The 25,684-nt window shown below is 58.2% G+C and carries 22 protein-coding genes; 9 read left to right on the forward strand and 13 right to left on the reverse strand.

What is annotated here, in order from left to right; all coding sequences use genetic code 11:
- Positions 1-3: 3 nt before the first annotated feature.
- Both HKD28_RS06040 and HKD28_RS06045 read right to left on the reverse strand, forming a co-directional pair.
- Complete coding sequence (locus HKD28_RS06040; RefSeq protein WP_328749362.1) at positions 4-672, reverse strand: sugar dehydrogenase complex small subunit; 669 nt, start codon at positions 670-672, stop codon at positions 4-6.
- Positions 673-715: 43 nt separating this feature from the next.
- Positions 716-1,150 carry a GlcG/HbpS family heme-binding protein gene (locus tag HKD28_RS06045; RefSeq protein WP_194267547.1) on the reverse strand — a complete coding sequence of 145 codons (435 nt, stop codon included), beginning with the start codon at positions 1,148-1,150 and terminating at the stop codon, positions 716-718.
- Positions 1,151-1,649: 499 nt separating this feature from the next.
- On the opposite strand from HKD28_RS06045, the gene HKD28_RS06050 reads away from it, so the two are divergent.
- Positions 1,650-3,245 carry a carbohydrate porin gene (locus HKD28_RS06050; protein ID WP_235993337.1) on the forward strand — a complete coding sequence of 532 codons (1,596 nt, stop codon included), beginning with the start codon at positions 1,650-1,652 and terminating at the stop codon, positions 3,243-3,245.
- Positions 3,246-3,330: 85 nt separating this feature from the next.
- On the opposite strand, the gene HKD28_RS06055 is transcribed toward HKD28_RS06050, so the two are convergent.
- A complete protein-coding gene (locus HKD28_RS06055) occupies positions 3,331-4,350 on the reverse strand; it encodes a LacI family DNA-binding transcriptional regulator (RefSeq protein ID WP_194267549.1) in 1,020 nt (339 codons plus the stop codon).
- Between the two features lie 186 nt (positions 4,351-4,536).
- Here HKD28_RS06055 and HKD28_RS06060 point away from each other — a divergent pair, with 186 nt between their 5' ends.
- From HKD28_RS06060 to HKD28_RS06070, 3 genes are read left to right on the forward strand one after another with little or no spacing between them, the layout of a single operon-like run.
- Positions 4,537-5,232 (forward strand): gluconate 2-dehydrogenase subunit 3 family protein, encoded by a 696-nt coding sequence (locus tag HKD28_RS06060; protein ID WP_194267550.1) that lies wholly within the window; start codon positions 4,537-4,539, stop codon positions 5,230-5,232.
- A 13-nt stretch (positions 5,233-5,245) separates the two neighbouring features.
- Positions 5,246-7,024, forward strand: a complete 1,779-nt coding sequence (locus tag HKD28_RS06065; RefSeq protein WP_194267551.1) for a GMC family oxidoreductase — start codon at positions 5,246-5,248, stop codon at positions 7,022-7,024.
- Positions 7,021-8,349, forward strand: a complete 1,329-nt coding sequence (locus HKD28_RS06070; protein WP_194267552.1) for a c-type cytochrome — start codon at positions 7,021-7,023, stop codon at positions 8,347-8,349. Before HKD28_RS06065 ends, HKD28_RS06070 begins: the two co-directional genes overlap by 4 nt.
- Before the next feature lie 61 nt (positions 8,350-8,410).
- On the opposite strand, the gene HKD28_RS06075 is transcribed toward HKD28_RS06070, so the two are convergent.
- From HKD28_RS06075 to HKD28_RS06085, 3 genes are all read right to left on the reverse strand, one after another.
- Positions 8,411-11,095, reverse strand: coding sequence for a TonB-dependent receptor plug domain-containing protein (locus HKD28_RS06075; protein ID WP_194267553.1), 2,685 nt, complete (start codon positions 11,093-11,095; stop codon positions 8,411-8,413).
- Between the two features lie 99 nt (positions 11,096-11,194).
- The gene (locus HKD28_RS06080) at positions 11,195-12,112 is read right to left on the reverse strand and encodes a FecR family protein (RefSeq protein WP_194267554.1); all 918 of its coding nucleotides are present in this window, start codon (positions 12,110-12,112) and stop codon (positions 11,195-11,197) included.
- Between the two features lie 12 nt (positions 12,113-12,124).
- Positions 12,125-12,598, reverse strand: a complete 474-nt coding sequence (locus tag HKD28_RS06085; protein ID WP_194267555.1) for an RNA polymerase sigma factor — start codon at positions 12,596-12,598, stop codon at positions 12,125-12,127.
- Between the two features lie 239 nt (positions 12,599-12,837).
- Here HKD28_RS06085 and HKD28_RS06090 point away from each other — a divergent pair, with 239 nt between their 5' ends.
- Entirely contained in the window at positions 12,838-14,436 is a 1,599-nt protein-coding gene (locus tag HKD28_RS06090; protein WP_194267556.1) for an alkaline phosphatase D family protein, read from the forward strand.
- Between the two features lie 18 nt (positions 14,437-14,454).
- Here HKD28_RS06090 and HKD28_RS06095 read toward each other — a convergent pair whose 3' ends face one another.
- From HKD28_RS06095 to HKD28_RS06105, 3 genes are read right to left on the reverse strand one after another with little or no spacing between them, the layout of a single operon-like run.
- Positions 14,455-14,643 (reverse strand): hypothetical protein, encoded by a 189-nt coding sequence (locus HKD28_RS06095; protein ID WP_194267557.1) that lies wholly within the window; start codon positions 14,641-14,643, stop codon positions 14,455-14,457.
- Positions 14,643-16,511, reverse strand: coding sequence for a ferrous iron transporter B (gene feoB / locus HKD28_RS06100; RefSeq protein ID WP_194267558.1), 1,869 nt, complete (start codon positions 16,509-16,511; stop codon positions 14,643-14,645). The genes HKD28_RS06095 and feoB overlap by 1 nt, the downstream gene beginning before the upstream one ends.
- Positions 16,512-16,517: 6 nt before the next feature.
- Positions 16,518-16,760: a FeoA family protein gene (locus HKD28_RS06105; protein WP_099286286.1), complete on the reverse strand. Its 243-nt coding sequence runs from the start codon at positions 16,758-16,760 to the stop codon at positions 16,518-16,520.
- 440 nt (positions 16,761-17,200) lie between these two features.
- On the opposite strand from HKD28_RS06105, the gene HKD28_RS06110 reads away from it, so the two are divergent.
- A complete protein-coding gene (locus HKD28_RS06110; protein WP_235993338.1) occupies positions 17,201-17,542 on the forward strand; it encodes a metal-sensitive transcriptional regulator in 342 nt (113 codons plus the stop codon).
- Between the two features lie 4 nt (positions 17,543-17,546).
- Here the strand turns inward: HKD28_RS06110 and HKD28_RS06115 are convergent, their stop codons facing one another.
- The 4 genes from HKD28_RS06115 to HKD28_RS06130 all read right to left on the reverse strand — a co-directional run bounded on the left by HKD28_RS06115 (position 17,547) and on the right by HKD28_RS06130 (position 20,943).
- Positions 17,547-17,864 (reverse strand): hypothetical protein, encoded by a 318-nt coding sequence (locus tag HKD28_RS06115; protein ID WP_194267559.1) that lies wholly within the window; start codon positions 17,862-17,864, stop codon positions 17,547-17,549.
- A gap of 32 nt (positions 17,865-17,896) precedes the next feature.
- Positions 17,897-18,670: a copper resistance protein B gene (locus tag HKD28_RS06120; protein ID WP_194267560.1), complete on the reverse strand. Its 774-nt coding sequence runs from the start codon at positions 18,668-18,670 to the stop codon at positions 17,897-17,899.
- Entirely contained in the window at positions 18,667-20,448 is a 1,782-nt protein-coding gene (locus HKD28_RS06125) for a copper resistance system multicopper oxidase (RefSeq protein ID WP_194267561.1), read from the reverse strand. The genes HKD28_RS06120 and HKD28_RS06125 overlap by 4 nt, the downstream gene beginning before the upstream one ends.
- 87 nt (positions 20,449-20,535) lie before the next feature.
- Positions 20,536-20,943 carry a hypothetical protein gene (locus HKD28_RS06130; protein WP_194267562.1) on the reverse strand — a complete coding sequence of 136 codons (408 nt, stop codon included), beginning with the start codon at positions 20,941-20,943 and terminating at the stop codon, positions 20,536-20,538.
- A gap of 310 nt (positions 20,944-21,253) precedes the next feature.
- Between HKD28_RS06130 and HKD28_RS06135 the strand changes: the two genes are divergently transcribed.
- The 3 genes from HKD28_RS06135 to HKD28_RS06145 all read left to right on the forward strand — a co-directional run bounded on the left by HKD28_RS06135 (position 21,254) and on the right by HKD28_RS06145 (position 25,643).
- Positions 21,254-21,466 (forward strand): heavy-metal-associated domain-containing protein, encoded by a 213-nt coding sequence (locus HKD28_RS06135; RefSeq protein WP_194267563.1) that lies wholly within the window; start codon positions 21,254-21,256, stop codon positions 21,464-21,466.
- A 120-nt stretch (positions 21,467-21,586) separates the two neighbouring features.
- A complete protein-coding gene (locus HKD28_RS06140) occupies positions 21,587-23,938 on the forward strand; it encodes a TonB-dependent siderophore receptor (RefSeq protein ID WP_235993339.1) in 2,352 nt (783 codons plus the stop codon).
- On the forward strand, positions 23,925-25,643 hold the full coding sequence (locus HKD28_RS06145; RefSeq protein WP_194267565.1) for an ABC transporter ATP-binding protein/permease: 1,719 nt from the start codon (positions 23,925-23,927) through the stop codon (positions 25,641-25,643). The genes HKD28_RS06140 and HKD28_RS06145 overlap by 14 nt, the downstream gene beginning before the upstream one ends.
- The last annotated feature ends 41 nt before the right edge of the window (positions 25,644-25,684 follow it).

The following is a 25,684-nucleotide window of genomic DNA, read 5'->3' on the forward strand; positions in this document are numbered from 1 at the left end:
GGTTTAGTGCTCCTGACGGGGTTTGGGAATGTAGGGGGGAGAGGACGGCGTAATGGGTTTGAGAGGAGGCGACTGGGGCGGGATCTTGCTTTCCACGCCTGGAGGCGCCGGAGGCGGGGGCGTCGCAGGGAGTGGTGCATGAATTGGAATACCGAGAGGCGGCGGAGCCTCCGTCCACCATCCGGGACGGCCGAAACAGTAGGTTGGTACCGGCAGACCATCTTTGGTGGGCTGGTACATGAGGGCATCGTAGTAAGCGACCATTGGTGCGTTGGTCTTGTCTTCAGTAGAGCCTGTGTACCAGGCAGCATTGAGTGCCAGAAAAGCCTTCTTCAGGTCACCAGATCGATCCAGAATTTCATGTGGCTGGCCGCCCTGTGCTGTAATTCTGGCGAGGGACTCGACCGTGCTGGCATAACCCGGAAATGTGGTCTGCATGGCAGCGCAGAGGCGGCTGCTCAGGACCGGATCGAGATCCGGTCTTCCGGTAATCGCCCTTGAGACACCCAGAAATGTCTCATCGAGCGGGGGGGCTGCAAGCGCATTGGCGCGGCCGAGGACGGAATTGCCGATTGCTACGGAGACGCTGCCCATGACGGTGCCGAGCAGGAGCGAACGGCGCCCTAGAAGCGGGGTTCCGGAAGAGAGGGGCGGAGGGCTGACTTTCTTCACAGCACTGTCCCTTTTCCAGCAGACTCCGGAAGAGACGTAACCATCATTTCAAAGCCTCCACCGCGGCATTTGCAGCCTCGGAATCCTGAGCGTTATTGCCGCCGCTCACTCCCATGCCGCCAACAAGCTGTCCGTTACGGAATATCGGGACGCCACCACCGGCGGGCATGGCGTCTGGAAGAGCCAGAACTGCCATTTTTCCGCCACTCAATGCGGCTTCGAAAGCTGAAGATGGCCGCTTGTAAAAGACTGCGCTGACAGCTTTCCGTTTTGAGAGTTCGAGGCTGGCAAGCTGCGCTTCTGCCATACGTTCGACGAGAAGCGGTTGTCCCGAAGGGTCCACAACCGTCACGACAATGGCTGTATGATTGGATGCAGCTCTGTCTTCTGCGGTTCGCGCCAGAATGCGTGCCTGAGCAAGAGATATGTTCGAGGACGATGGTTCATCTGCCTGAACAATCCTGGGAATGATGCTCACCCCGAGAACCGTCACATAACAGATGTGTCGGAAGAGCTTATAATAAGCCCCGGTGGGCCTATTCCTGAATAGCAGCACGTGGCGCGCCTTTCGGTCATATTTCGTAACGGCTAAGGGGCATTTGCCATGAGACTCAGGAGTCCACCTAGATCGGTCTAATTCACTATATTGTGACAAAGTATGGAAATAAGGGAACTTGTCTTGTTCTGGTGAGGGGGCTTGGCCCTCTTGATGGCAAGGGCTTGGCTATTATCTCAATGAAAAAAAACCATTTTTTCATTTGGCCGAAAATTGGAAAATTTGAACCGATCTAAATTTTTGACCTGTCTCTTAGTTTTGCGAGAAAGCCTTCACAGATTTCGTGATGAGGGGCGGGATGGGAAATGAGAAAATTATATGGCATGTCCGCTCCGCAGATGACGAGAAGTACTTATCCGCTTTGATTCGGAGTCGTTGAATCAAGTTTGAATAAGTATCAAAGTGTTTTACTGGAATGGAAATGTCTAAGGATATATTAGAAATATATCGTTTTGGAGGTTCACTAAATAAGGCATCAAGATTCTATAAAATATTTTTATATGTTGCTTTTATCTTTTCATATTCTGGATTAAATTCTTTTGTTTCTGCTCAGGACCTGAGTAATACTCAACCTCAATCCCAAGTTCTGGGGCCTCAGCAGAATGCCTCCACACCTTTAAATTCGGTTCAGCAGAATGCGCCCCCGCAGGTCGCTATCCCGCCGGGTATCTTCACCACTTACCCGGCCCCACCTTTGTCGCCTCCCCATGCGGCCCCGTCGCCTATTACAGAAGGGCCGCCCTCCATTTTCTCGGACCCGTTCGGTATGACGTCCTGGCTGAGAAAAAACGGTATTGGGTTTCATTTTGATAATACCAATGAGTATGCAGGAGCGCTTCAAAACCCAACGAAAGGACCCCACTATAAAAACTATAGAGATGGATCGAGTAACGCTGGACAGTATTCAGCCAATCTTGTTGTTGATTGGGAACATCTGGCCGGTATCAAGGGCTTTGTGACGCGCATGACGACCATCGGTCGATATGGAACAACTGCCAACAGAATGTTTGGTGACTGGTTGGCGCATAGCTCCGAGATCTATGGCGGTGGTGGAAATGTAGTGGTGCACCTTGTTTCTCTTTACGGAGAAGAAAGTCTGTTCGGGGGGCGGTTGCTGATTTCGGGCGGCCGGATGTCCCAGATGTCTGACTTCGCCTCCAGCCCCATTTTCTGTAGCTTTCAGAACAACTCGTTCTGCGGCCGTCCCAAGGCTGCGGCGGATAGTAATTATTATGGCAGTTATCCAGCGGCGACATGGGCGTTTCATATGAAAGGGCGGCCTCGAAAAGATCTTTATATTCAGACGGCTGTATATTTCGCTGAAAATGGCATCTACATGAATTACCAACATAGAACGGGATTCAAATTCAACGGAGCCAATATTGTTGGCTATGAAATTCCGGTCGAAGCGCAATGGGAGCCACATTTCGGAAGTCACCATAATCTTCCGGGCCATTATAAACTAGGGTTTGTTTATGATGATGTTCGCCGTCCCGATAATTATTATAATACCAAAGGGCAATCCTATTATGTCTATGGTGGCGTTCAGCGCATGCGAGACTCATCGTGGCAAACGTATTTCATGTTCGATCAGAAACTTATGAACTATTCCAACAGACCAGAAACGGCAGGACTGACATTCATGGGGGGGTATATTTATAATTCCCCTCATACTGCCGTGCGCGATTTTGAGGTCTATGGCGCTTTGATCAGTCAGGGACTGATACCTGGTCGTCCGGAAGATATGTTTGGTGTGGCTTTTTCTTATGTCAGCATTGCCCCGGGAACGCGTGATACGACGCTTGCGATGGTTGCGGCGGGGAAATATGTCGGTATGCCCAACCATGCGACAGGCGTTCAGACCAACGCCGAGGTTTTCGAAGTCGATTATTCCATAAATGTGATGCGCGGCGTAACGTTCAGACCTGATTTTCAGTATTATATGAACCCTAACGGACAAGTTGGTCTGCGCAATTCGGCGATGCTCGGCTTCAAATCTTATGTGTCTCTCTTTTAGATCGATCCATGGAGTTATGGTTATGATGATTTCCCATATACAAACTGCTCCAAGGAACCCATCGGCTGTACATCATTCGGAAGGATCAGGGCGCGTGACCTCCGCAACTCTGACGCACCATCAACTGTCCGGACACCAGAATGCGGGTACTGGAGGGACTGGCATTTTCAATTCTGTCCAGCAGCAGGCGCGCAGCGTTACGACCAACGCCCACAGGATCTGTGATGATCGTGGTCAGGGGAGGGAAGGACGTCGCGCTCTGCGGCAGGTTGTCGGCACCGATCACACCGAAATCGCGTCCGGGCATTTCCCCCAGAGACAGCAGATGTCCCATCAAGGACTGAGCGACCATGTCATTGTAGCAGATGAAAGCATCCGGCGGACTGGAGGACGCCATGAGATCCGGGAGGGTGCCGAAATCAGCCAGATTCTCCAGATTGGTGGGGATGATCAGGTCATGCCGGAGTTTGTGTCTTTTGAGGGTCTTCCGAAAACCGTCCAGACGTTCCCGGGCGGCAGAATGTATGGCTCTTCCGCCGAGGAAGGCAATGTTCTGCCGGCCATGTTTGATAAGATGTTTGACTGCGAGAGAAGTACCCTCCGCATAGTCGGGGCCGACATAGTCACCGTCCGTCTGCGAGACATGCCGCAGAACCTGCACGCAGGGGATGCGGAGGTTTGCGATTTCGGACAGGAGCGCCTCGGGCGTTCCAACGGCCGGACAGATAATCAGGCCATCCACCCCATGTTCGCGCAGACGCCGGACCTGTCTGAGCTGTCTCTCGGGGTTTTCAGCGCTGTTGACCAGGATTGCGACAATACTGGCTTCCACGATGATCCCGTCGATCCCCAGCATCAACTGGCTGTAGAAAGGGCTGCCGATATCACAAAGAACCAGTCCGATGGTGCCGGTTTTCTGCCCCCGGAGATTTGCGGCACCTCGATTGTAAATATAGCCCAGCTTGTCCATCGCAGCGATGACCCGTTCTCTCGTGCTCACAGAAACCAAGGGGCTGCTTCGAAGAACAAGAGACGCAGTGGCGCGCGAGACCCCTGCTTCAACAGCAACAGAATTGAGAGTTACTGCTTTCTGAGGGCCATTCATGCTTGTCAAATCCCTCCTGGGAGCTGCGGCGTGTCGTCATTATTCAAAATACGGTCTCTCCGGGAGCGGATCTCTTTTTCGTGAGCATCCCATACTTCCTCAGGTGCGCAAAGGGAAAAGGCAGAGGGATGCCATTATGCAGAATCATTTCATGTCGTCACGTCATGTGTGTCAGTGGAGTATCAAATGAAGCTACCTTCTTCAACGCGGCGGAATTTCACCGCGGGTCTTTTGGGGTCAACGTCGTTCTGGATTTACGGGGGCCACAAGGTCTGGGCTGATGCGTTGCAGTCGGAAAGCAGCCGACCGTATCAACCGCAATATTTTACGTCCGAGGAATGGCGTTTTCTGAATGCCGCCTGTGCGAGAATATTCCCTGCAGATGCTCATGGGCCTGATGGCGCGGTACTCGGGGCGCCGGAGTTCATCGATCGGCAGATGAATACTCCTTATGGCCATGGTGAGTTGTGGTACATGTCCGGCCCGTTTCGGTCAGGGGCGCCCAATCTGGGGTATCAGCTCTCTTTGCCGCCGCGTGATCTCTATCGACAGTCTATTGAAGCTGCGAATGCCTACGCGCGCCAGCTTAAAGGACAGCGTTTCGACGAGCTTGAACCTTCGGACCAGATCGCTCTTCTCAAGACGTTCGAACAGGGAAAAATGATGCTGGGCGCGGTACCTGCCCATACGTTTTTCGAGCAGCTGCGCCAGAACACGCTCGAAGGCGTTTTCTCCGATCCCCTTTACGGCGGCAACAAGGGTCTTGCGGGCTGGATGCTTCTCGGCTTCCCCGGCGCGCGGGCTGATTTCATGGACTGGGTCAACCAGAAAGGGGCGCCGTATCCTTTCGGGCCTGTTTCGATATCTGGCGAAACTGCCTGAGGATTTTCAGAATATGTGTGCAAAAAAAGTTGATGCCGTTGTAATCGGTGCGGGCTGGGCGGGTTCAATCCTGGCCAAGGAACTGACGGAAGCGGGGCTGTCTGTTGTCATGCTGGAGCGTGGTGATGAGCGCGCCACTGCTGTTGAGGGCGATTATCCAACCTCCATCGACGAACTGAGGGGGGCGATCCGTCATCGCCTTTTCCAGAATATGTCGAAGTCTACCGTCACGATCCGGAACACGCTGGATCAGGAAGCCTTGCCATATCGCCGTTTGGCAGCGTTCCTCCCGGGCGAGGGGGTTGGCGGTGCCGGCTTGCATTGGTCGGGCGTGCATTTCCGTGTTGCGCCGGACGATCTAGCCCTGCGCACCAATGTTGTCGCCCGTTATGGCAAGAGCTTCATTCCCGAGGGTATGAATCTTCAGGACTATGGTGTGACCTATGAAGAGCTGGAGCCGTTTTTCGACAAGGCGGAGAAGGTTTTCGGCACGTCAGGAGAGCCATATACAATCAACGGGAAGGTTGTGGGGAAGGGAAACCGCTTTGCTCCTGACCGTTCCGATGCTTTTCCGCTCCCGGCGATGGGCGATGTTTACTCGGCCAGTCTGTTCAGGACTGCCGCTGCCAGCGTGGGTTACCACCCGTATGCGCTGCCTGCTGCGAATGCGTCGGCGCAATACACCAATCCGTATGGTGCGCAGATGGGGCCGTGCAATTTCTGCGGATATTGCAGCGGGTATGACTGCTACATGTATTCGAAGGCTTCGCCGAATGTGAACATTCTCCCTGCGCTGCGTCAGGATTCAAAGTTCACACTGATCACCAAGGCGCATGTTCTTAAAGTCAATCTGGATGCTGACAGGAAAAAGGCGACTGGTGTGACCTATCTCGATCTGCGAACCCAGAAGCAGGTCGAGCTGGACGCTGATCTTGTCATTATCAGCGCTTTTCAGTTTCACAATGTTCATCTGATGCTGCTCTCGGGTATCGGGCAGCCTTATGATCCGAAACAGAATACCGGAACGGTCGGACGGAATTTCGTCTATCAGACAATCACGACGTCCCGGGCCTGGCTTTCTCCCAAACAGTACACGAATCTTTTTGTCGGTGCTGGTGGGGCAGGTGTGGCGATTGATGATTTCAACAGCATGAATTTCGATCACGGCCCTCTTGGTTTTGTGGGCGGATCACCGGTCTGGGTCAATCAGGCGGGCGTCAAGCCGATTGCGGCGGCTGTCGGAGGGCCGGGCGGCAAGGCTCCCACATGGGGCGAAGGGTACAAAGACGCAATGGTGGACACGTATCGTCATTCTCTGACGATCGACGCCCATGGCAGCAACATGGCGTATCGGGATGTTTATCTGGATCTTGATCCTACTTACACCAATGCCTATGGGCAGCCTTTGCTGCGGATGACGTTTAACTGGAAAGAGAACGACATCCGTATGAACCAGTATGTGGTTGGTAAAATCGAGCCTGTTATCAAGGCGATGGGGGCAACCCGTTATTCTTTGGGAATGCTGAAAGACGGCGAGGTTTTCGATACCCGCCGGTATCAGACCACACATCTGGGTGGAGGCGCTGTCATGGGTACTGATCCCAAAACCAGTTGCGTCAACCGTTATCTGCAGAGCTGGGACATTTCGAATGTTTTCGTCATCGGAGCCAGCGCGTTTCCGCAGGGAATGGGGTATAATCCGACCGGTATGGTTGCGGCTCTGGCTTACTGGGCGGCTTATCATATCCGGACGACCTATCTGAAAAATCCAGGTCCGATGGTGCAGGCATGACATACGGTTTGTTTTCCCGCGCAGCGTTTTTCAGCGCTGCTGTCCTGCTGACAGGTTTCGTTTCGGATCTGCATGCAGAAGATACAAATACCCTTGTCAAACAGGGACAATATGTTGCGGAGGCTTCCGATTGCAGCGCCTGTCATACGGTCAGCGGACGGGGTAATTTCGCGGGCGGCATGGAGTTCAAGCTACCGATTGGATCGATCTATTCATCCAATATCACTCCGGACGCCACACATGGAATTGGTGCCTATTCGGAGGCCGAATTTTCCCGTGCCGTACGTGAAGGCGTACGCCGGGACGGAGCAAGCCTTTATCCGGCAATGCCCTTTCCGTCCTATGCCCGCATGAGCGATGCAGACATTCATGCTCTGTATGTCTATTTCATGAAGGGTGTTCAGCCGGTTGATCAGCCGGCGCCTTCCAACCGGATTGCATGGCCGCTGTCCATCCGTCTGCCGATGACCATCTGGCGGGCGGTGTTCTCGCCTTCTATCCGCGCGGCACAGAAAGACGTCATGCGGTCTCTTCCCAATGATGGGATAGGACGCGGCGCTTATCTTGTGGAAGGGCCGGGTCATTGCGGGGCCTGCCACTCTCCACGGGGACTGGCGATGCAGGAGAAGTCGCTTTCAAACAGCAGTGGATCGCTGTTCCTTTCCGGGGGCGCGCCAATCGACGGTTTCGTCCCGACCAGTCTGCGGCAGGATCAGCGGACCGGTCTTGCGGGCTGGTCCGAAGACGATATCGTCCAGTTTCTTGCGACCGGTCGTAACCGGCGGGGTGAAGCATTCGGAGGTATGACCGATGCCATTTTCCATGGAACGCAGCATCTGACGGATGCAGACCTCCACGCGATGGCGCAGTATCTGCTGTCGTTGCAACCGCATAATCCGGCTTTGTCGGCATGGAGGTATGATCCGGAAGCGGCGTCCGCGTTACAGGCGGGAGATGTTTCGGCTCCGGGAGCCAAGGTTTATGTGGATCATTGTGCGGCGTGCCATCGTTCCGATGGTCGTGGATATGCGCCCGCTTTTCCGCCGCTCGCGGGTAATCCGGTGCTCATGAGTGATGATCCGGCCTCTCTGGTGCATGTGGTGCAAAGTGGTGCGGTGCTGCCAGGAATGACCAGAGCGCCGTCCGCCTTTGCCATGCCGGCCTATGGAAACATGCTCAGCTCGCAGCAGATTGCGGATGTCGTAACGTTCATCCGAAAAGCATGGGGAAACAATGCTCCGCCAGTCACGGCTGCAACAGTGGACGAGCTTAAGAAAACCGCACCGGAGACGATGAGGAAGCAGGGTATTATTCCGCTGAACTGAGACTGCGGGAAATGCCGGTGAGCCGCCCGGTCGGAAGGGCTCGCCGGCATTCAGGGCATGTTCAGAAAGCTGCGGACACCGTTCCGAAGAACATGCGCGGGGCCGTGGGGTAGCCGGTATAGGTGCTGGCATCTCCGGCGGCGATCGTGGACCAGGAGCGCGCATTCGTCAGGTTGCTGGCGTTGAACTGGAGCTTGAGGCTGTTCATGTGCGGGATCTGGTGGAACGTGTAGCTGGAGCTGAAGGCAAGCTGCACGCGCGGCGGCACCATGACGCTGTTGGTGATGGTGCCCGGACGGACGCCCATATAGCTGCCGCTGAACTGGGCGTTAAAGCCACCCTGATTGTAGTTGACGGCGAACTTGTCGGACCATGCCGGAATGGCCGGGACCTTCTTGTCCTTGGTGGCATAGAGCGTCGCGCCATCCATGAAGTCGTTGCCGTAAATGCTGCTGACATAGGACACGGCATCATAGATCGAGAAATGCTGTCCGAAGCGTAGCGTAAACGACATGTCCATACCGTTTGTCGAGACGCTGCCAAGGTTTGCCACCGTATTGCCGACGCCTGAAATACCCTGACCCGGCGGCGAAATGGTGCCGAGGCGGTTGTAGAAATCGACGTGATAATATTCGAGCTGTCCGCTGACCCCGGTCAGGATGCGCGTATTGATCGGATGGCTGGTGCGGATGCCGGTTTCATAGGTCCAAGATGTTTCCGGCTTGCCGCTGCGCTTGAACTTCTCGAAATCCGCCTGATCCGACACCGCCCAGGGTGAGGTCGAGCCGTATCCGGTGGCGGCAAAGGAGTTCATGTTCTCCTGAATATTGGCAAAGAGCTGTTCGTGCCGTGTGACGTTCCATAACGCACCGAAGGCGGGCAGGAACGGTTTGTAGGACGGAATGGTTCCGCCCGCGACAGTATTGGTGCTGGTATCGACGATCTTCTTCGCACCTTTCACGGAAGAGGCGAGGGACTGCGGCAGGGCGGCCACCGGGAGTGTGCCGTTCGTATAGACCATTTCGGACTTGAAGCCCGCCGTCAGCGTCAGGCGGGACGTCACCTTCCAGCTGTCCTGAAGATGCGTCACGAAAGTGTTGGTGTAGAACGCGTTGTTCCACTGCGTGAACAACGGGTTGGTCGGGCGGGTATAGGGCGTCAGCGTGTCGTTCTGCGTCAGCGGATACCAGTAGCGGCCCTGTTCGTTGTTGTTGCGCTCATACCAGCCGCCCAGCTCGATGTTGTGATGGCCGAGGCGGTAGTGCAGCGTGCTGATCAGGCCGCCGCGATAGTCGCTGTATTCCGTGGTGCGGACGGCAAAACCCGTGCCGCCCGTGGCGTTCCAGACCTTCGGATCAATGCCTGCGACGCTATAGGTGAACTGGCCGTTCTTGATGTATTTCGTGCCGGTCGGGTCGAGATAGGAGCCGAGGATCGTCAGGATCGCATTCGTGCGGATGGAGGTCGCGACCACGCCCGCGCCGTCGTCATAGTGGAAGTAAAGCTGGTTGTCCCAGTTCAGGTTCGGGGAGAACCGGTGGGAAATTTTCAGATAGGTCAGGTAGTCCGTACGCTGGGCGGCGGAGAAGTAATATTTGTTGTTGGGCGTCGCCGGTCCGGCTTTGGTCGAGCTTTCAGCCGGATACCCCGCCATGGCGGCGTTCAGGTCCGGGAAGAAGGCCCCGCGCGCATAGAGGTCAGTAGGTGCCGTCAGACCCTGCGTGTTGGGCTCGGCCTTGTTCTGCCAGTCGAAATAGGCAGTGATGGTGGTGTTTTCGCCCTTATGGACGAATTTCCCGTTCACCTGATAACCGCCCTGCCGGTTGGCATTGCCGAGATTCCACGGGCGGGCGTCCTGACGGGCAAACGCCATATAGGCCGAGTTACCGTTGCCGAAATTGCCCGTATCGACGCGCGCGAATGTCCGGAATGTGGAATAGCTGCCGAAGGTCTGGTTGATCGTGGCACCAGCTTTCTTTTTCGGGTCACGCGTGGTGAATTCGATGGTCCCGCCCAGATTGCTGGTCGAGGCCGTGCCGAGCGCGCCTGCGCCCGACGACAGGGACGTCGATCCGATGTCTTCACTGATCGCCGCGCGCTGCGGGGACAGGCCGTTATAGTTGCCATAAGCCCCGGCGCCGAGCGGCACGCCGTCCATCGTGTAGCCGAGCTGGTTCTGATTGAAGCCGTGGACGTAAATGCTGGAATTCTGTTCGTTATTGCCCCACGGATCGACGTTGGTGAACGTGACGCCCGGCAGCAGATCCAGCGCCTGCATCGGGCTCTGGCCCGGCATGAGCGTCTGCATTTCGTCGCCGCTGACACTCATGACCGAGCGTGTGCGGTGGCCGGTGGCGACGATCTGTTCGATGTCATGCGCCTGCGTTTCACGCAGGCGCTGCGACTTTGGGCGCGCGGAGGGGCCCTTGCGGATGATGACGCCGCCATCGGGCATGGCCTCGGCCTTCAGTCCGCTTCCGCGCAGCAGGCGTTTGACCGCATCGTCGGGCGACAGCGTGCCGTCCACCGCAGGGGCGCGCAGATGGGCCACGGCATCGGAGGTGAAAATGATGTTGCGGCCCGTCTGATGCCCGAGCGTCACGAGGGCCTGCGCCATGGGCTGTGGCGCAATATGCACCGGAGCGCTCGGGGCTGCGCAGGCGCTGGACAGCGAATGCGTCAGAATGGTCGCGCCTGCCGACAGAAGCAGAACGGTGCGGCGGGGGTAACGGGAGGGCGGGGTCATGGGGCTCGTTTCCTGTCGTCGGGCCTGAAAGCGGTCTCGACAGGAAGACAGATGAGAAAATGAAAACCTCAGCGCGGTGCAGCGGTTTTCATCGAAACGTCACAAAGCGACGATTTCGTAAGCGTTATGGGCCGGACGGATCCGTAGGGGCAGCAGATGCGGGAGCATCTGCAAAAACGCATCCCCCTGACGCACATGATACACGCCGCTCAGACGCTGCGAGGCCAGACGTGGCGCGGACAGGACGATCTGTCGGGAGGCGTAACGGTTGATTTCCTGAATCACCTCCGCCAGCGGCTGATTGCGGAACACCAGTTCGCCGCTCTGCCAGGAGAGCAATGTTTCCAGATCGGGATAATCAATGTTCCAGCCGCCGTTGCGATCCATCCGCAGGCGCTGTCCGGGCATCACCCAACGTCCGGTCTCGCGCAGGGCGGCTGCGGTCAGGAACACCTTGCCCCGGATGGCCGTGACTTCCGTATTGCCGCGATTGATGCGGATATCGGCGGAGGTCTGGTCATGAAGTTGTACGGTCATGCCGTCGGCGGAAAGATGGAACGGGTCCGGTCCGGCCACTGAAAGCAGGACCTGCCCGTGACACAGCCGCGCCTGCTGCCCGTTCGCGCCCATCACGAGGCGCGTCTGGGTATCGAGGCGGCAATCCGTCTGGGGCGTGAGGCGGACGTCGCGGATGCTTCCAATTCCGGTCTCTTCGATCCGGCTGGCATGGGCCCCTTCCCATGGCGGAACGGCCAGAAAGGCCGCAGCCACCAACCCGGCCAGCGCATGACGCCGGCTGAGCACGGGGCGGCGGGCTGTCTGAACCGGTTTCGCAACGACGGGTGGCGTGCGTGCGCCTCCGGAGAGTTCCCACAGCTCCGTCAGATGTTCGAAAACCGGTCCGTTCCGGGGATCGCTCGCCAGCCAGTCGCGGAACATGTCATGGTCGAGCGGTGTGCAGTCCTCGGCATGGAGGCGTGCAATCCATTCTGCCGCGCGGAGTTTGATGACGTCCATCAGATCGGTATTTCAGTGATCCATCCATGTTGAAAGGAAGATCAACGCCTTTGCGATATGTTTTTCAACGCTGCTTTCACTGATCGCCAGCGATTGCGCAATATGGCTGTACTTCATTTTTTCCACACGGTTCATCAGGAAGATCTGTCGGGTCCGGTCCGGAAGCTGTTCGCAGCCTTCGTGAAAATGCGCCAGTCTTTGTGTTGATTCGTAAATATCCTCCTGCGAGGGCGCAGGGTCGGGGATATTGACGAGGGTTTCGAAGTCGTCCGCCGCCTGCACATATCCCTGCCGTTCGCGGCGGATTGCGTTGAGGGAGGAATTCACGGCGCTTCGGGTGATATAGGCGTCCTGATGCTGCACGCTGCCTTCGGGGCGCTCGAAATAGCTCATGAGGGCATTCTGAAGGTGGTCGTCCGCATCCTCCCGACGGGTCCGGGAACGTACCCTGCGATAAAGGCGCAACCATTCCTGCTGACAGCGCATCCATGTTCCCGTTTCTGGATGTTTCCGAATCACCGCGCCCTGAAAGACCTCCTCGGGGCTGCGGCGCGATAGCGTTTAGGGAATTCGCGCGGCCACATTCGTGACAGTTTCATGAAATGGCGTTTGGGGGAGTGGGCAAATCTCCATTTCATGTGTCCACAGAGCGGAGGGCGTGTGTCCAAAGACCTCTGGAAGCCCGGTTCCGCAGGGAGCCGGGCTTCGTAGGAAAGAACTGCTGCATGGTGTTCATGAAACGTAGAAGCCTGCTGACCGGCCTTGGTGCGGGTCTCCTCCTCTCGACGCGCGTGCGTGCGCTACGGGCTGCTGTCCCGCGCGATCTGGAGAAAAATCCGACCTTCACGGCCACTCCGTTCCAGCTTGGCGTGGCTTCCGGCGATCCGGCTTCGGACGGTCTGGTGCTGTGGACGCGCCTCGCGCCCGACCCGCTGGAAGAGGCAGGCGGCATGGAGGCTCTCAAACCGGTTCTGGTGGGCTGGGAGGTCAGCGAGGATGAGACATTCTCGAAACCCGTGCAGAGCGGACAGGCGCTCGCCCATCCGGAGCTTGGCCATTCGGTTCATGTTGAGGTTGCGGGGCTGAGGCCTGACCGGCCGTATTGGTACCGCTTTCACATTGCGGGCTATCAGAGCCCAGTTGGGCGGGGGCGGACGCTGCCGATGACGGGTGCGCCGCTGTCGCGCGTGCGTTTTGCCGCAGCCGGCTGCCAGCATTACGAATATGGCTACTACACCGCCTGGCGCGCCATCGCGAACGAGCCGATCGACTTCGTGTTCCATTATGGCGACTATATTTACGAAGGCGCGGATAGCGGCGACCATCTGCGCGATATCGACGGGCGCAAGGCGCATGTCCTGCGGCGTCATGTCGGGCCGGAATGTTATTCTCTGGACGAATATCGCCGCCGCTATGCCCAGTATAAGCTGGACCCGGACCTTCAGGCTGCTCATGCGGCGACATCATGGATTGTCAGCTTTGACGATCACGAGATCGACAATAACTGGGCCGGAGATACCGATCAGGACGGGACGCCGCCGGAGATTTTCCGTCTGCGCCGGGCGGTCGGACTACAGGCGTATTACGAGAACATGCCACTGCGGGCGACGTCCATTCCCGATGGCAGCCACATGCAGCTTTATCGCAGTTTCAGCTTCGGCGATCTGATGAACATGTTCGTGCTGGATACGCGCCAGTATCGCAGCGATCAGGCGTATGGCGACACGAATGCGGCGCAAGGCAAGGATGTCTGGTCTCCCGAGCGCACCATGATGGGCGCGCAGCAGGAGCAGTGGCTGTTTGATGGTCTGGGGCGGTCGGACGCGAAATGGAACCTGCTGGCGCATCAGGTCATGATCATGGATCTGGCGCATCGGAAGTCCGCGCATTCAGAACTGACCTACAGCATGGATCAGTGGTCGGGCTATCTTTACAGCCGCAAGCGCCTGCTGGACTTCATCGACACGCATTGCCCCGGAAACGTGGTGAATGTGACGGGCGACGCGCATCGGCACTTCGCCGGGGATCTGCTGATCGAGCCGGGGCGCGGCAAACCGGTTTCGGTGGAGTTCCTTGCGACGTCCATTTCATCGGGTGCGGATGGTTTGGGCGACGACGATCATTTCAGTCGCATTGCCCGCAGCGAAAACCCGCACCTGAAAGCCACGACCGACAAGCGCGGTTATGTTTTGTGTGATGTGGGGCCGGAAGTATGGCACGCCGATCTGAAGACGATCGATCGGGTCATGGTGCCGGGGGGCAAGCTGTCCACTTATGCCAGCTTTGCGGTTGAGCGTGGCAATCCGGGCCTTCAGAAAGCCTGAAAAAGAGGGGTGGCTGCCTTAGTGGCAGCCGCCTTTGCCCGAACGGTCGCAGCCCGAACAGCCGCCGCAGCCCTTGCCTGCGGTGGACTGTGGCGTGGACAGGCCCACAGCCGTTCGCACTCGGCCCCATCCGACGGGGAACAGGCGCGCGTACCAGTAAATGGCGGCTGCGCAAACGATCAGGACGGCAACAGCAAGTTCGAGCATCAGGGAACTCCCGTAATGGCGCGGGTGATGTGATAGGTCAGGAATGCGGCCAGATAGGCCAGACCGAACAGATACGCCGCAGCCCCCAGAACGGTTTTGATCGATCCGGTTTCCCGACGCATGACAGCCAGCGTCGAAATGCATTGCGGCGCATAAACATACCAGGCCAGCAGCGAGAAGGCCGTGGCCATGCTCCATTGCGTCGAGAGCAGGGGCAGAAGCCTGTCGGCCGCCCCGTCATCGGTGGCTCCGATGGCGTAGACGGTGGCCAGCGAACTGACCGCCACTTCACGCGCGGCAAGGCCGGGAATGAGCGAAACGCAGATTTGCCAGTTGAAGCCGATGGGTGCGAAAACCCACTGCATCAGATGGCCGATCCGCCCCGCCAGACTGTAATCGATGGCCGGTCCCGGTGCGCCTGCGGGGGGGAGCGGGAAGCTTGATAGCGCCCAGAGCAGCACGTTCAGCGTGACGATGATCGTGCCGACGCGGGAGAGGAACATCACCGCCTGTTGCCACAGTCCAAGCGCAAGGCTCCTGAGATTCGGGCGGCGATAGGACGGCAGTTCGAGCAGCAGCGGATGTTCTTCGGACTTCACACCCCGCGTCATGACCCGCGCGGCGATCACGCCGCTGACGATGGCGACGGCATAGAGCCCGAACAGCACCAGCCCCTGAAGGCCGAAAATCCCGAGCACGCTCCGGTGTGGCACAAACGCGCCGATCAGCAGCGTATAGACCGGCAGGCGTGCCGAGCAGGTCATGAGCGGCGCGATCAGGATCGTGACCAGACGGTCCCGCGGGTTCTGGATCGTGCGGGCCGCCATGATGCCGGGAATGGCGCAGGCGAAGCTCGACAACAGGGGAATGAAGGAGCGTCCGCTCAGCCCCGCCAGCGCCATCAGCCGGTCCAGCAGAAAAGCCGCGCGTGGCAGATAGCCGGATTCCTCAAGGGCGAGAATCCACAAAAACAGGATGAGGATCTGCGGCAGGAACACGATGACCGTGCCTGCACCCGCCAGTACACCGTCCGCCAGCAGACTGTGCAGGACGCCGCCCGGCAGCGGTTTGAGAACGATCTCTCCAAAGAGGGAGATGCCATTGCCCAGACCGTCCATGAGCGGTTGCGCCCACGCGAAGACGGTCTGGAACATGACGAACAGCACGATCAGAAGAATGACCGGACCCCAGACTGGGTGCAGAAACACGCGGTCCAGCCGGTCCGTCAGGCGGTCCGTTCCGGAGGCGGGATCGACGACATAGGTCGCGAGCAGCCGCCGGACTTCCATATGTGGATCGAGCCCTGCCGGAAGAGGCACAGGCGGGGCCGGGAGGGGAAGATCCAGCGCCTGAAGCAGCGGCATCACGCCTGCGCGGTTGAGGCTGATCACGGGAACGATGGGGATGCCCAGATCGGCCTGCAATCCGGCGATGTCGATCTGAAGGCCGTGGCGGCGGGCTTCGTCCATCATGCTCAGTGCGACGATGACGGGGAGGCCCAGCTGCTTTAGTTCCAGAAGGAAGCGCAGATGCAACCGCAGGTTGGTGGCCGAAATAACGGCTACCAGCATTTCCGGGCGGGGTTCGGTCCGGTGGCGGCCGAGACAGACATCGCGTGTGACGTCCTCGTCCGGGCTCGTCGAATCAAGACTGTAGGCGCCCGGCAGGTCGAGCACGCGGATGGCGCGGCCGTTGGGTGTGGTGAAGAAGCCTTCCTTGCGTTCGACCGTGACGCCCGCGTAGTTGGCGACTTTCTGACGGCTGCCCGTCAGCTGGTTGAACAGGGAGGTCTTGCCGCAGTTCGGATTTCCGACGAGGGCGATATGCAGAGAGGACGCGGGTGTCTGCGGGGACTCGGTTGCACTCATGGGGTGTCAGGAAACGGTCCGCAGGCCGACGCGGGCGGCTTCGCCACGGCGCAGGGCAAAGCGTGATGTGCCCAGACGCACGGCAATCGGATCTCTGCCCATCGGACCGGTCGCGACGACCTGTACGGCTTCGCCGGGCACGAAGCCCAGTTCGCCGAGGCGTGTGGCGATCGGGTCCAGAGGCGCACGCTGTTCGACCTTTTCGATCACGGCATGTCCGCCCTTGGGCAGTGTATCCAGATACAACATCAGTTCCGTACCTCGGTGAGTATGCACGGAGACTCACAGGCTCCGTCCTCCGTTCTAGATAGGCGCATCCGGCCCGTCCGGGAAGGGGAGTGAGAATGATTTGCATCAAGTGCGGCCCGGGGCACTGTCTGGGACTGGAGAAATCGCCGGATTTTATAATAAATTTTACGAAAATCCCTGCTGACGGGACATAGGCCGGAGCAATATCCCATATTGAAACGGAATATCTGCACCTTACTGACGCAACAGGAGGCCCGTTTTCCTGCGGGAGACTCGGTTTTTTCGATCGGGAAAAGGCGGATCGGCGTCTGCGGACTGGCAATTCCCGACGCAGCGGGGCATACACACGCGCTACGGGTGCGCTTGTAAGGTGCGCCCGGATGGGCGGACATGGACCCATGAGTGATGTTCGGATGTCTGACTAAAGGGCGGATCCAGTAATGGCACTATCCCGGAATGAGCATGCAGTGGATGTCTGCGAGAACTGTGCGCCGCTGGACGATGGCGGTCGTCGCGTCGAGCAGCCTCGCAAGAAAGCCCTGACGAACCGTGTGCGTCGGATCGAGGGGCAGGTCGGCGGTGTTCTCAACATGATCGAGAACGACCGCTACTGCGTGGATATCCTGACCCAGATTTCCGCCATCAAGTCGGCGCTGGATGGTGTGTCCATCCAGATCCTGTCGTCCCACGCCAATGGCTGCGTGCGCCGCGCGGTACAGGAAGACGGTGGAGAAGACGCCATTGACGAGCTTCTCCAGGTCGTTCGCCGGATGATGCGCTGACGAATCAGCGGTCCAGCGTTTCGCCGGGGGCGGGCTGGCTCGTCATGCCCATGTCCATTTTCTGACAGGCGGCGCGCTGCTGCTTCATTTTTGGCGTCAGCGGGCGGTTCTGTTTGCTGAGCGTCTCAAGATGCGCGCACAAGGCCATCTGCTGATCCATGTTCAGTCCGGCCATCGGGTCCTGCGTTTTGGGGGACGACATGGTCATGGCATTTTTACCGCCCATCTCCATATGGCTCATGTCCATGCCGGGCATGGAGGGATCGGCGTAGGCCGTGCCGGTTGCGAGGAGGGCGGTCAGTGCGAGGAGGGTCTTGCGCATGATGTGTGACTTTCTTGTGTGGGGTTTTGGAATCAGAACCAGCTTCGGACGCCGAGGCTGAAGCGGACGGAGCCGGTATCGTCGTGCTGGTCACGGGCGATCCGGCGGGCTTGTGTGAGATATCCGGAGTAGGTCACGGCCACGTAGGGTGCGAATTTCCGCCAGAGTTCGTATCGCAGGCGCAGACCGGCATCGACGTCCGACAGACCGGCGCCAGCCTGACGTCCCGTGTCGGACTTCGTGTAGAAATTGAACTCGGCCTGTGGCTGGAGGATCAGGCGGTTGGTCAGCAGGAAGTCGTAAGAGCCTTCCACGCGGGCGGCGAAACGTCCGCGATCGCTGACATAAGCTGTGGCCTCGAACTCGAACTCGTAGAGCGCCAGACCCTGCACGCCGAAGGCGCCCCAAGTGCGTGTCGGGCCGTCATCAAGGTCCATCCGCACACCGCCCTGAAGGTTCCAGTAGGACGAAATGGAGCGTGTATAGAGCAGTTCGTGGTCGCCATCGCTCAGGCGGCCTTTCTCCAGCGTGCCTTCGGATTTGAGCCAGATCTTGTTGTAATCGCCGCCGAACCAGGCTTCGCCGTCCCAGCGGAAATCGGTGCCGCCGGGCGCATAGCGGCCTTCAAGCTGGTTGAAGATGCCGTGCAGCCAGGTGCCCTGATCCATGGCGGGTTTGATACCGCCAATATAGACGACGGGGGTTGCTTCCGGCGCATCGGCGGCATGATAGACCGGCTGGGCGGCGCGGGCCGTGCCAGACAGGGCTGCGAGGGCTAGAACCGTGAGAGAAAGGGCGTGTTTCATGCCACGATCACCGTGCGGAACATGCCCAGATCCATGTGATACATCAGGTGGCAGTGATACGCCCACATGCCGGGGGTATCGGCCGTCACGAGATAGCTCAGTTTCGAGCCCGGCTGGGAAATGATGGTGTGTTTGTAGGGGCGGTAATCGCCCTGACCATTTTCCAGTTCGCTCCACAGACCGTGCAAATGGATCGGATGTTCCATCATGGTGTCGTTGATGAGCGTGAAGCGCACGCGCTCGCCCAGCTTGAGGCGGATCGGGCCGGATTCCGAGAACTTCCGACCGTTGAAGCCCCAGATATAGCGCTCCATGTTGCCGGTCAGATGCAGAATGATCTCCCGCGTTGGCGGTCGCAAATCCGCTCCGGGGCGTGTGGCGCGGAGTTGTTTGTAGTTCAGGACGCGGCGGCCATTGTTCTCCAGCCCGTCGCCGGGGCTGCCGGTGCGGTCGATGGGCATCATGGCGCGCATCTGGTTTTCGACATTGATGGGCGGTGGGCCGGGGTCGTCCACTTCCATTTTCGGCATGGCCATGTGGCTCATATCCATGCCTTTCATTTTCATGCCCGACATGTCTCCGGACATATCCATGTCCTTCATGCTCTCGCCGGGCTTCATGTTCCCCATGCCCATATCGACCATGGTGCGGACGGGGCGTGGGTCCATCGGCGGGAGCGGCGCAATCATGCCTTCGCGCGGGGCAAGGGTGCCTCTTGCGTAGCCGGTGCGGTCTTCGCTCTGGGCGAAAATGGCATAGGCGCGCTCGTCCTTCGGCTGGACGATCACATCGTAGGTCTCAGCCACGCCGATGCGGAACTCGTCCACCGGGACAGGTTCGATATCGTTGCCATCCGCCTGCACGACCAGCATTTCGAGCCCCGGAATCCGGATGTCGAAGAACGTCATGGTCGAGCCGTTGATGAAGCGCAGGCGCACTTTTTCGCCAGGCCGGAACAGGCCGTTCCAGTTCATCTCCGGGGCGTGGCCGTTCAGCGTGTAGGTGTAGATCGCGCCCGAGACGTCCGCGATGTCGGTCGCGGCCATGCGCATTTTTGACCAGGCCAGACGGTCCGCGAGGGCCGCGCCCGCGCTTCCGGCCTCGCGCGCTTCCTTTGGGAAAGACGCCGCCGTGCGTTGGCGGAAGACGTAATAATCGTCCTGCATCTTGAGGTTGCTGACGATGTCATGGGGCATGACATCCGTCCATTCAGCGAGGAAAATGACGTAATCGCGGTCGCAGGCGTTCGGGTCCGGTCGGCGCGGGTCGATCACCATCGCGCCATACAGGCCCATCGCTTCCTGCATCCCCGAATGGCTGTGATACCAGTAGGTGCCGCTCTGATGGAGTTTGAAGCGATAGGTGAAGGTCTCGCCGGGCGCGATGCCACCAAAGCTCAGCCCCGGGACGCCGTCCATGTTCGCGGGCGTACGGATGCCGTGCCAGTGGATCGAGGTCGGTTCATCCAGCGTGTTGGTCACGTTGATGCTGACGGTATCGCCCTGCTTGAAGCGCAGGATCGGACCGGGCACCGTGCCGCCGACAGTCGGGGCGTGCATGGTCTTGCCATCGAGCGAAATGCGCGTGTGGCCGACCTTCAGATCCCACCGATCAGAAGGGGTGGGGGGTATGATACCCGAAGAAGCTCTAATGGGAACAGCCGTGGACGAGAACGCCTGTGAGGTGCGGGGCAGGACTGCCAGCAGGCCGCCTGCACCGATCCCTGTTACGAAACGCCGTCGTGTCAGGCCGCCCCGGAAGCGGGACGGAAAGGTCATGAGGAAAAATCCGCAAAAATGACAGAGGATCAGGCCCTGAATGCCCATTTCGGACAGCAGGACGGGTCCACGCCGGTCAGGCGTGTGTCAGATTGCGTGTAGTTTTGGAGGCGGCGAGGCGGGGATCCAGTCCGTCCCGCTGAAGCGTCCTTGCAGCCCTGAGGCAAAGACGCGCGCGGCCGTATGGGCCGGGCCGGACGGGTGGACGGACGCCATTGTCAGCATGGGGTCGGCCGAGACCGCATGCGTGTGGCAGCAGCCTTCGGAAGACTGCTGCGGATGAGGGATCGCGTGGAACGCTGAGGTTTTGCAGCAATCCGTGGCGTCTGGTTTCTGGTGATGGGCCATGTGATGCATCGTCATGGCGATGTGGGTCATGGCCATGTGAGGGGCTTCAGATCTGGCCTGCGCGGTGGATGCGCCGAGCAACAGCCCCACCTGCATGAGCAGGCAGGCCAGCAGGCCGATCCAGATCCGGGCATGTGTCCTGACCATCAGAAATCACCACAGAAGGGGAAGAAACGGAGCGATTCATCGTTCGAATCTGATGTGACCCTATAGCCAGCCGGGGGATCGGAAAAGATTATTTTTTCGTGTCTGAAAAAATTGTCTTGTCGAATCTGTTTCGGAGGCAATATGAAAAATCATATACCCCGGTGCGGTATATATACCAAAATATGATCGTTGAATAATAACTGTTGCCAGAATCGTTTTATGGCGAATAGTTGTATAAACCATACCCCCGCATCGTATGTGGATATGCCCTCACTGGGGGAATTTTTCTCTCTTTCAAGGATTTCATGACATGACAGAAACAGCGCACATGACGGTCGAGGGCATGTCCTGCAACGGATGTTTGGGTAAGCTCCAGCGCGCTCTTGAAGCCGTAAATGGCGTAACGGGCGTCGATATCGTGCTGGATGGCGGCAAGGTGACGGTCTCTTACGACCCGGCCCATGTTTCGCCCGCAGCGTTCAGGGACGTCGTCGAAGACACGGGATTTGACGTCGTTTCCTGAAGCCGGAGCACGCCTCCTCCTGAACAGGAGCGTTTCATTGCTGGCCTCATGCCGTAACACGATGCTTTTCGTGTTACGGGCTGTTGCATGGGGCTGGCATGTCTCTTTAGGACAAACATTATGACACAGCATGGCATTTCAGCTCGCCGTCGGCTCAACTTTTCCGCTATTTCCCACCATGCCCTGATCTGGGGCAGCCTGATGGCGGGCGCATGCCCTGCGGCTTTGGCTGATACGGTTGCAGAGCGCGCCAGAAACCACCCGTCTGTTTGCCATGCCACACACAGGGTACCGCGTCCTGTGCATTGCGGGGTATCGCGACGCGCCGACACGCCTTTTGCGCAGTCTGCGAAGGCTCCCGCTACGGTCTCTGCTCCAGCGCCTGTCGCAGCCGCGTCTCGCTCTTCCGAAGATCTGGATGCTGCGTCAGACGAAAATATTCAGGTTCTGGGCACCAACCACACCTATACGGCACCCGCTGTTGAAGTCTGGGGGAAAAGCCCCGTGGCGCTTAAGGACGTGCCGCAGTCGATTTCGGTCATCACCCAACAGCGTATGGAAGATTCCAACATGCTGACGATGGCGGATGCGATGCGGCAGATCAACGGAATCCGGGTCTTTCCGGGTTCTACGGCCAATTCCAATTATTATTCACGCGGATATCAGCTCACGACGTCCATTGATGGCACGCCCAACGCTGCCGGGACGCTGAATAATGCCACCTTTGACCTGTCGATGTATGACAGGATCGAGGTGCTTCGTGGCTCTTCCGGCCTGTTGCAGGGCGGGGGCGGCGCGGGTGGTGTGGTCAATCAGGTGACGAAGAAACCCGGGATGGACTTTGCCGCGGGCGGATCGGTCAGCGTGGGCAGTTTTGATAATTACCGGGTGGATACGGATATCACCATTCCGCTGAACCACTCGAAAACCGTGCGCTTCCGGACGGCGGACCTGTATCAGGACAATCATTTTTTCTACAAATATTCCCACTCGCGCAAATGGCAGGCCTATGGCGCGCTGGAATGGGATGTCACGCCCACGACGACGTTTATGGTTTCCCATGCTGCCCAGCAGCAGGACATTACGGCGCCCTACTATGGTCTGCCGCTGACCACCGCCAATACCCTGTGGTCTGGTAACCGCGATGCGAACCCGAGCCAGAGCTGGGGGTATTCGAATTACATGACGCAGCAGACGATTGCATCCATCACCCAGAAGCTCTGGGGCGACTGGACGGCGACGGCGCGCGCCACATTCTATGATCAGGACTACAATACTTTCTATAACGAGCCTTGGAACAAAATGAATCCTGCGACCGGAACACTTCAGTACCGGGATCAGGGGATCTCCAAATATAAAGGCTCCAACACGTCCCGTTCCGCCGATGTGTATGCGCAGGGCAGTTTCAAGCTGCTCAACCGGACGCATCACGCGTTGTTCGGGTTCAACTACAATTCCTACGAGCAGATCACGCAGTATGCGAACGTGAACTGCAACAATATCTACAACAATATCAGCCTCGAAAACACCAATGCCGTTCCCCAGCCACCCGCAAGCTGCTTTGATTACAAGCAGAATGCCGATGGATACGGGACGGACGACTATGCCTATCAGTGGGGGTTTTATGGTCAGCTCCGGCTGGAGGTGATCCGGCATCTCTCCCTGATTCTGGGCGGTCGTGTTTCACGCTACTATGAAAAACTTCAGGACATTTCTCCTGCACCGAAGGGGGAATGGGTCAATCAGGCCGATCTGCGCGGGCAGCTTACCCCCTATCTGGGCACGGTGTATCAGATCACGCCGAACATCTCCTGGTATGCCAGCTATGCCAGCATTTTCACGCCTGCTGTCGGCAAGCAGAGTTATCGTGGCGGTGGTTTGGCGCCACAGGAAGGCAATCAGGTCGAGACCGGGTTCAAGGCTGAATATTTTCATGGACGCCTGAACCTCTCATCCGCGCTGTTCCGGATGGAAAGTATCAATCAGCCGGTGCAGGACCCATATCATTCACTGTACTACATCACGACCGGCCCGATCCGCCGTCAGGGCTGGGAAGCGCAGGTCGATGGTCAGATCCTGCCGGGGCTGGATGTGTCGATTGGCTATACCTATCTGGACACGAAGGTCTCAAATGCGAAGGTCAATGATTTCGGGGGTGTTTTCTCGCCGCATCACATGTTCAAATCCTGGGTGCATTACAATGTGCAGGATGGCTTTCTCAAAGGTCTGAATGTGGGGGCGGGGATTGATGCGAACAGCAATCTGCGCGGCAGTTACGCCACGACCATTCAGGGCGGTTACATGACTCTGGATGCCATGGCGGGGTATCGCTTCAACCGCCATCTGCGACTTCAGCTCAACGCGACAAATCTGACCAACCGCTACTACTACGAGCGGGCCAGCGGTCAGTGGCAGTTCAATTTCCCCGCCGCTCCGCGCAGTTTCATGGCCACACTTCGTGCAAACTACTGACGACACCACCCCGCCGCATTCCCTTGCGGACTGGAAAGTTCTCTTCCCTTACTGGAAGTCCGAAGAGAAGTGGTGGGCCTGGTCCCTTCTGGGTGGGACCATCGGGCTGTCCGTGCTCTACGTTCAGTCCGCCGTCTGGTTCGGGGCGTGGTATCACCGGTTTTTCGATGCGTTTTTTGCAGGAGAGGTTGGGCGCTGTCTGGGGATGTTGCCGTTCTATCTTCTGGTGACACTCGGTTCTGTCGTGGTGCATGCGACGCAGACCTATCTGACGCAGGTTCTCTCGATGCGCTGGCGTCTGTGGAACACGAAAGTCTATCTGCGGCAGTATCTGTCGGAAGAGGTGTATTACCGGCTCGAACATGGCCCCAACCGGGCCGACAACCCCGACCAGCGTATTGCGGACGACCTGTCCCAGATGACGGTCCAGACGCTCAAGTTGGGTCTGGACGCCATTGATGCGGTGACCACGCTGCTGTCTTTCGCGGTTGTTCTGTGGAACATCGGGGGGGTATTGTCTTTTGACTGGCATGGCCGTCATTTCCAGATCCCCGGCTATCTTTTTCTGGGCGCGGTCCTTACGTCGCTGTTGGCTTCCGGGATACTGGAGCGGTTTGGCACGCCGTTGATCGGCGCGAATTACCGGCAGCAGCATTTCGATGCCGATCTGCGTGCGGGGCTGATGGATGTTCGGCGTAACTCGGAGCAAATCGCCTTTTATGGGGGCGAAAATGCCGAGCAGTTACGGCTGTCTGGTTATCTGACGCATATCGCCACGAACTGGCGCAGTGTTGTGCGGTATACGTGGCGGGTCAATTTCATCAGCGAGTTCTATACCGGAGTCGCAACGATACCACTCTGGCTGATGCTGGCCCCCAAAGCGATGGCCCATGCCTTGAGTTTCGGGCTCTATTCACAGATCAATTCGGCCTATACGCAGGTCCGGATCAGTCTGGAATGGTTCATTTTCAACTATGCCGATCTGGCCACACTGCGCTCAGTGCTTCAGCGTCTGGGCGAGTTCGAGCGGGTTGTCAGCCAGCCTTCTAAAAGCGGAATTGTCCGTTTCGCTACCGAAACGCCTTCGGTGCAGATCCGGGATCTGGTCCTGAACCTGCCGGATGGAAAGCCGATTGTGCAGGTTGGCGATCTGACGATGCAGGGCGGCGAACGCTGGCTGGTTCGCGGGCCGTCCGGTTCGGGGAAAAGCACGTTCCTGCGGGCGCTGGCCGGGCTGTGGCGTTACGGGCGGGGGGATGTCTCTTTCAACATCAGGCAGGCCATGTTTTTGCCCCAGCGCAGCTATGTTCCGTCCGGGACACTGCGTGAGGCGCTGAGCTATCCCGCAACATCCGACCACTACGACACCGCCTCCTGCCAGCAGGCTCTGGAAGCCGTCAATCTGGCGGAATACGGCCAGCGGCTGGACGATATTGCAGACTGGGGCGCTGTGCTGTCTCCGGGCGAGCAGCAGCGTCTGGCGGTGGCGCGGGCGTTGCTGTTCCGGCCTGCGATCCTGTTTCTGGACGAGGCAACGTCCGCTCTGGATGACACCAATGAGCGCCGTCTTTACGAGGCCCTTCTTTTCTTTCTGCCCTACACCACATGCATCAGCGTGGCGCATCATGATGCGCTGCGTGTTTTTCATGATCGCGAGATTGTTCTTGGAAGTGGAAAAGCTGCTTTTTCCACTCTTGAAAAATAGGGGTATGGGGTATATTTCTTGCGGAGTTTCCCTTCCGCTTC

It is taken from the genome of Gluconobacter cadivus (genome assembly GCF_015244745.1).
Taxonomy (GTDB): domain Bacteria; phylum Pseudomonadota; class Alphaproteobacteria; order Acetobacterales; family Acetobacteraceae; genus Gluconobacter; species Gluconobacter cadivus.

Excerpts from the sequence above, each read along its gene's own strand:
- feoB (WP_194267558.1), bottom strand. The coding sequence starts at position 16,511 with ATGAGTGCAACCGAGTCCCCGCAGACACCCGCGTCCTCTCTGCATATC.
- HKD28_RS06135 (WP_194267563.1), top strand. The coding sequence starts at position 21,254 with ATGACAGAAACAGCGCACATGACGGTCGAGGGCATGTCCTGCAACGGA.
- HKD28_RS06060 (WP_194267550.1), top strand. The coding sequence starts at position 4,537 with ATGAAGCTACCTTCTTCAACGCGGCGGAATTTCACCGCGGGTCTTTTG.
- HKD28_RS06085 (WP_194267555.1), bottom strand. The coding sequence starts at position 12,598 with ATGCGCTGTCAGCAGGAATGGTTGCGCCTTTATCGCAGGGTACGTTCC.
- HKD28_RS06080 (WP_194267554.1), bottom strand. The coding sequence starts at position 12,112 with ATGGACGTCATCAAACTCCGCGCGGCAGAATGGATTGCACGCCTCCAT.
- HKD28_RS06070 (WP_194267552.1), top strand. The coding sequence starts at position 7,021 with ATGACATACGGTTTGTTTTCCCGCGCAGCGTTTTTCAGCGCTGCTGTC.
- HKD28_RS06105 (WP_099286286.1), bottom strand. The coding sequence starts at position 16,760 with ATGTTGTATCTGGATACACTGCCCAAGGGCGGACATGCCGTGATCGAA.
- HKD28_RS06095 (WP_194267557.1), bottom strand. The coding sequence starts at position 14,643 with ATGCTCGAACTTGCTGTTGCCGTCCTGATCGTTTGCGCAGCCGCCATT.
- HKD28_RS06090 (WP_194267556.1), top strand. The coding sequence starts at position 12,838 with ATGGTGTTCATGAAACGTAGAAGCCTGCTGACCGGCCTTGGTGCGGGT.
- HKD28_RS06140 (WP_235993339.1), top strand. The coding sequence starts at position 21,587 with ATGACACAGCATGGCATTTCAGCTCGCCGTCGGCTCAACTTTTCCGCT.
- HKD28_RS06050 (WP_235993337.1), top strand. The coding sequence starts at position 1,650 with ATGTCTAAGGATATATTAGAAATATATCGTTTTGGAGGTTCACTAAAT.
- HKD28_RS06055 (WP_194267549.1), bottom strand. The coding sequence starts at position 4,350 with ATGAATGGCCCTCAGAAAGCAGTAACTCTCAATTCTGTTGCTGTTGAA.
- HKD28_RS06110 (WP_235993338.1), top strand. The coding sequence starts at position 17,201 with ATGGCACTATCCCGGAATGAGCATGCAGTGGATGTCTGCGAGAACTGT.
- HKD28_RS06075 (WP_194267553.1), bottom strand. The coding sequence starts at position 11,095 with ATGACCCCGCCCTCCCGTTACCCCCGCCGCACCGTTCTGCTTCTGTCG.
- HKD28_RS06125 (WP_194267561.1), bottom strand. The coding sequence starts at position 20,448 with ATGACCTTTCCGTCCCGCTTCCGGGGCGGCCTGACACGACGGCGTTTC.
- HKD28_RS06130 (WP_194267562.1), bottom strand. The coding sequence starts at position 20,943 with ATGGTCAGGACACATGCCCGGATCTGGATCGGCCTGCTGGCCTGCCTG.
- HKD28_RS06120 (WP_194267560.1), bottom strand. The coding sequence starts at position 18,670 with ATGAAACACGCCCTTTCTCTCACGGTTCTAGCCCTCGCAGCCCTGTCT.
- HKD28_RS06115 (WP_194267559.1), bottom strand. The coding sequence starts at position 17,864 with ATGCGCAAGACCCTCCTCGCACTGACCGCCCTCCTCGCAACCGGCACG.
- HKD28_RS06065 (WP_194267551.1), top strand. The coding sequence starts at position 5,246 with ATGTGTGCAAAAAAAGTTGATGCCGTTGTAATCGGTGCGGGCTGGGCG.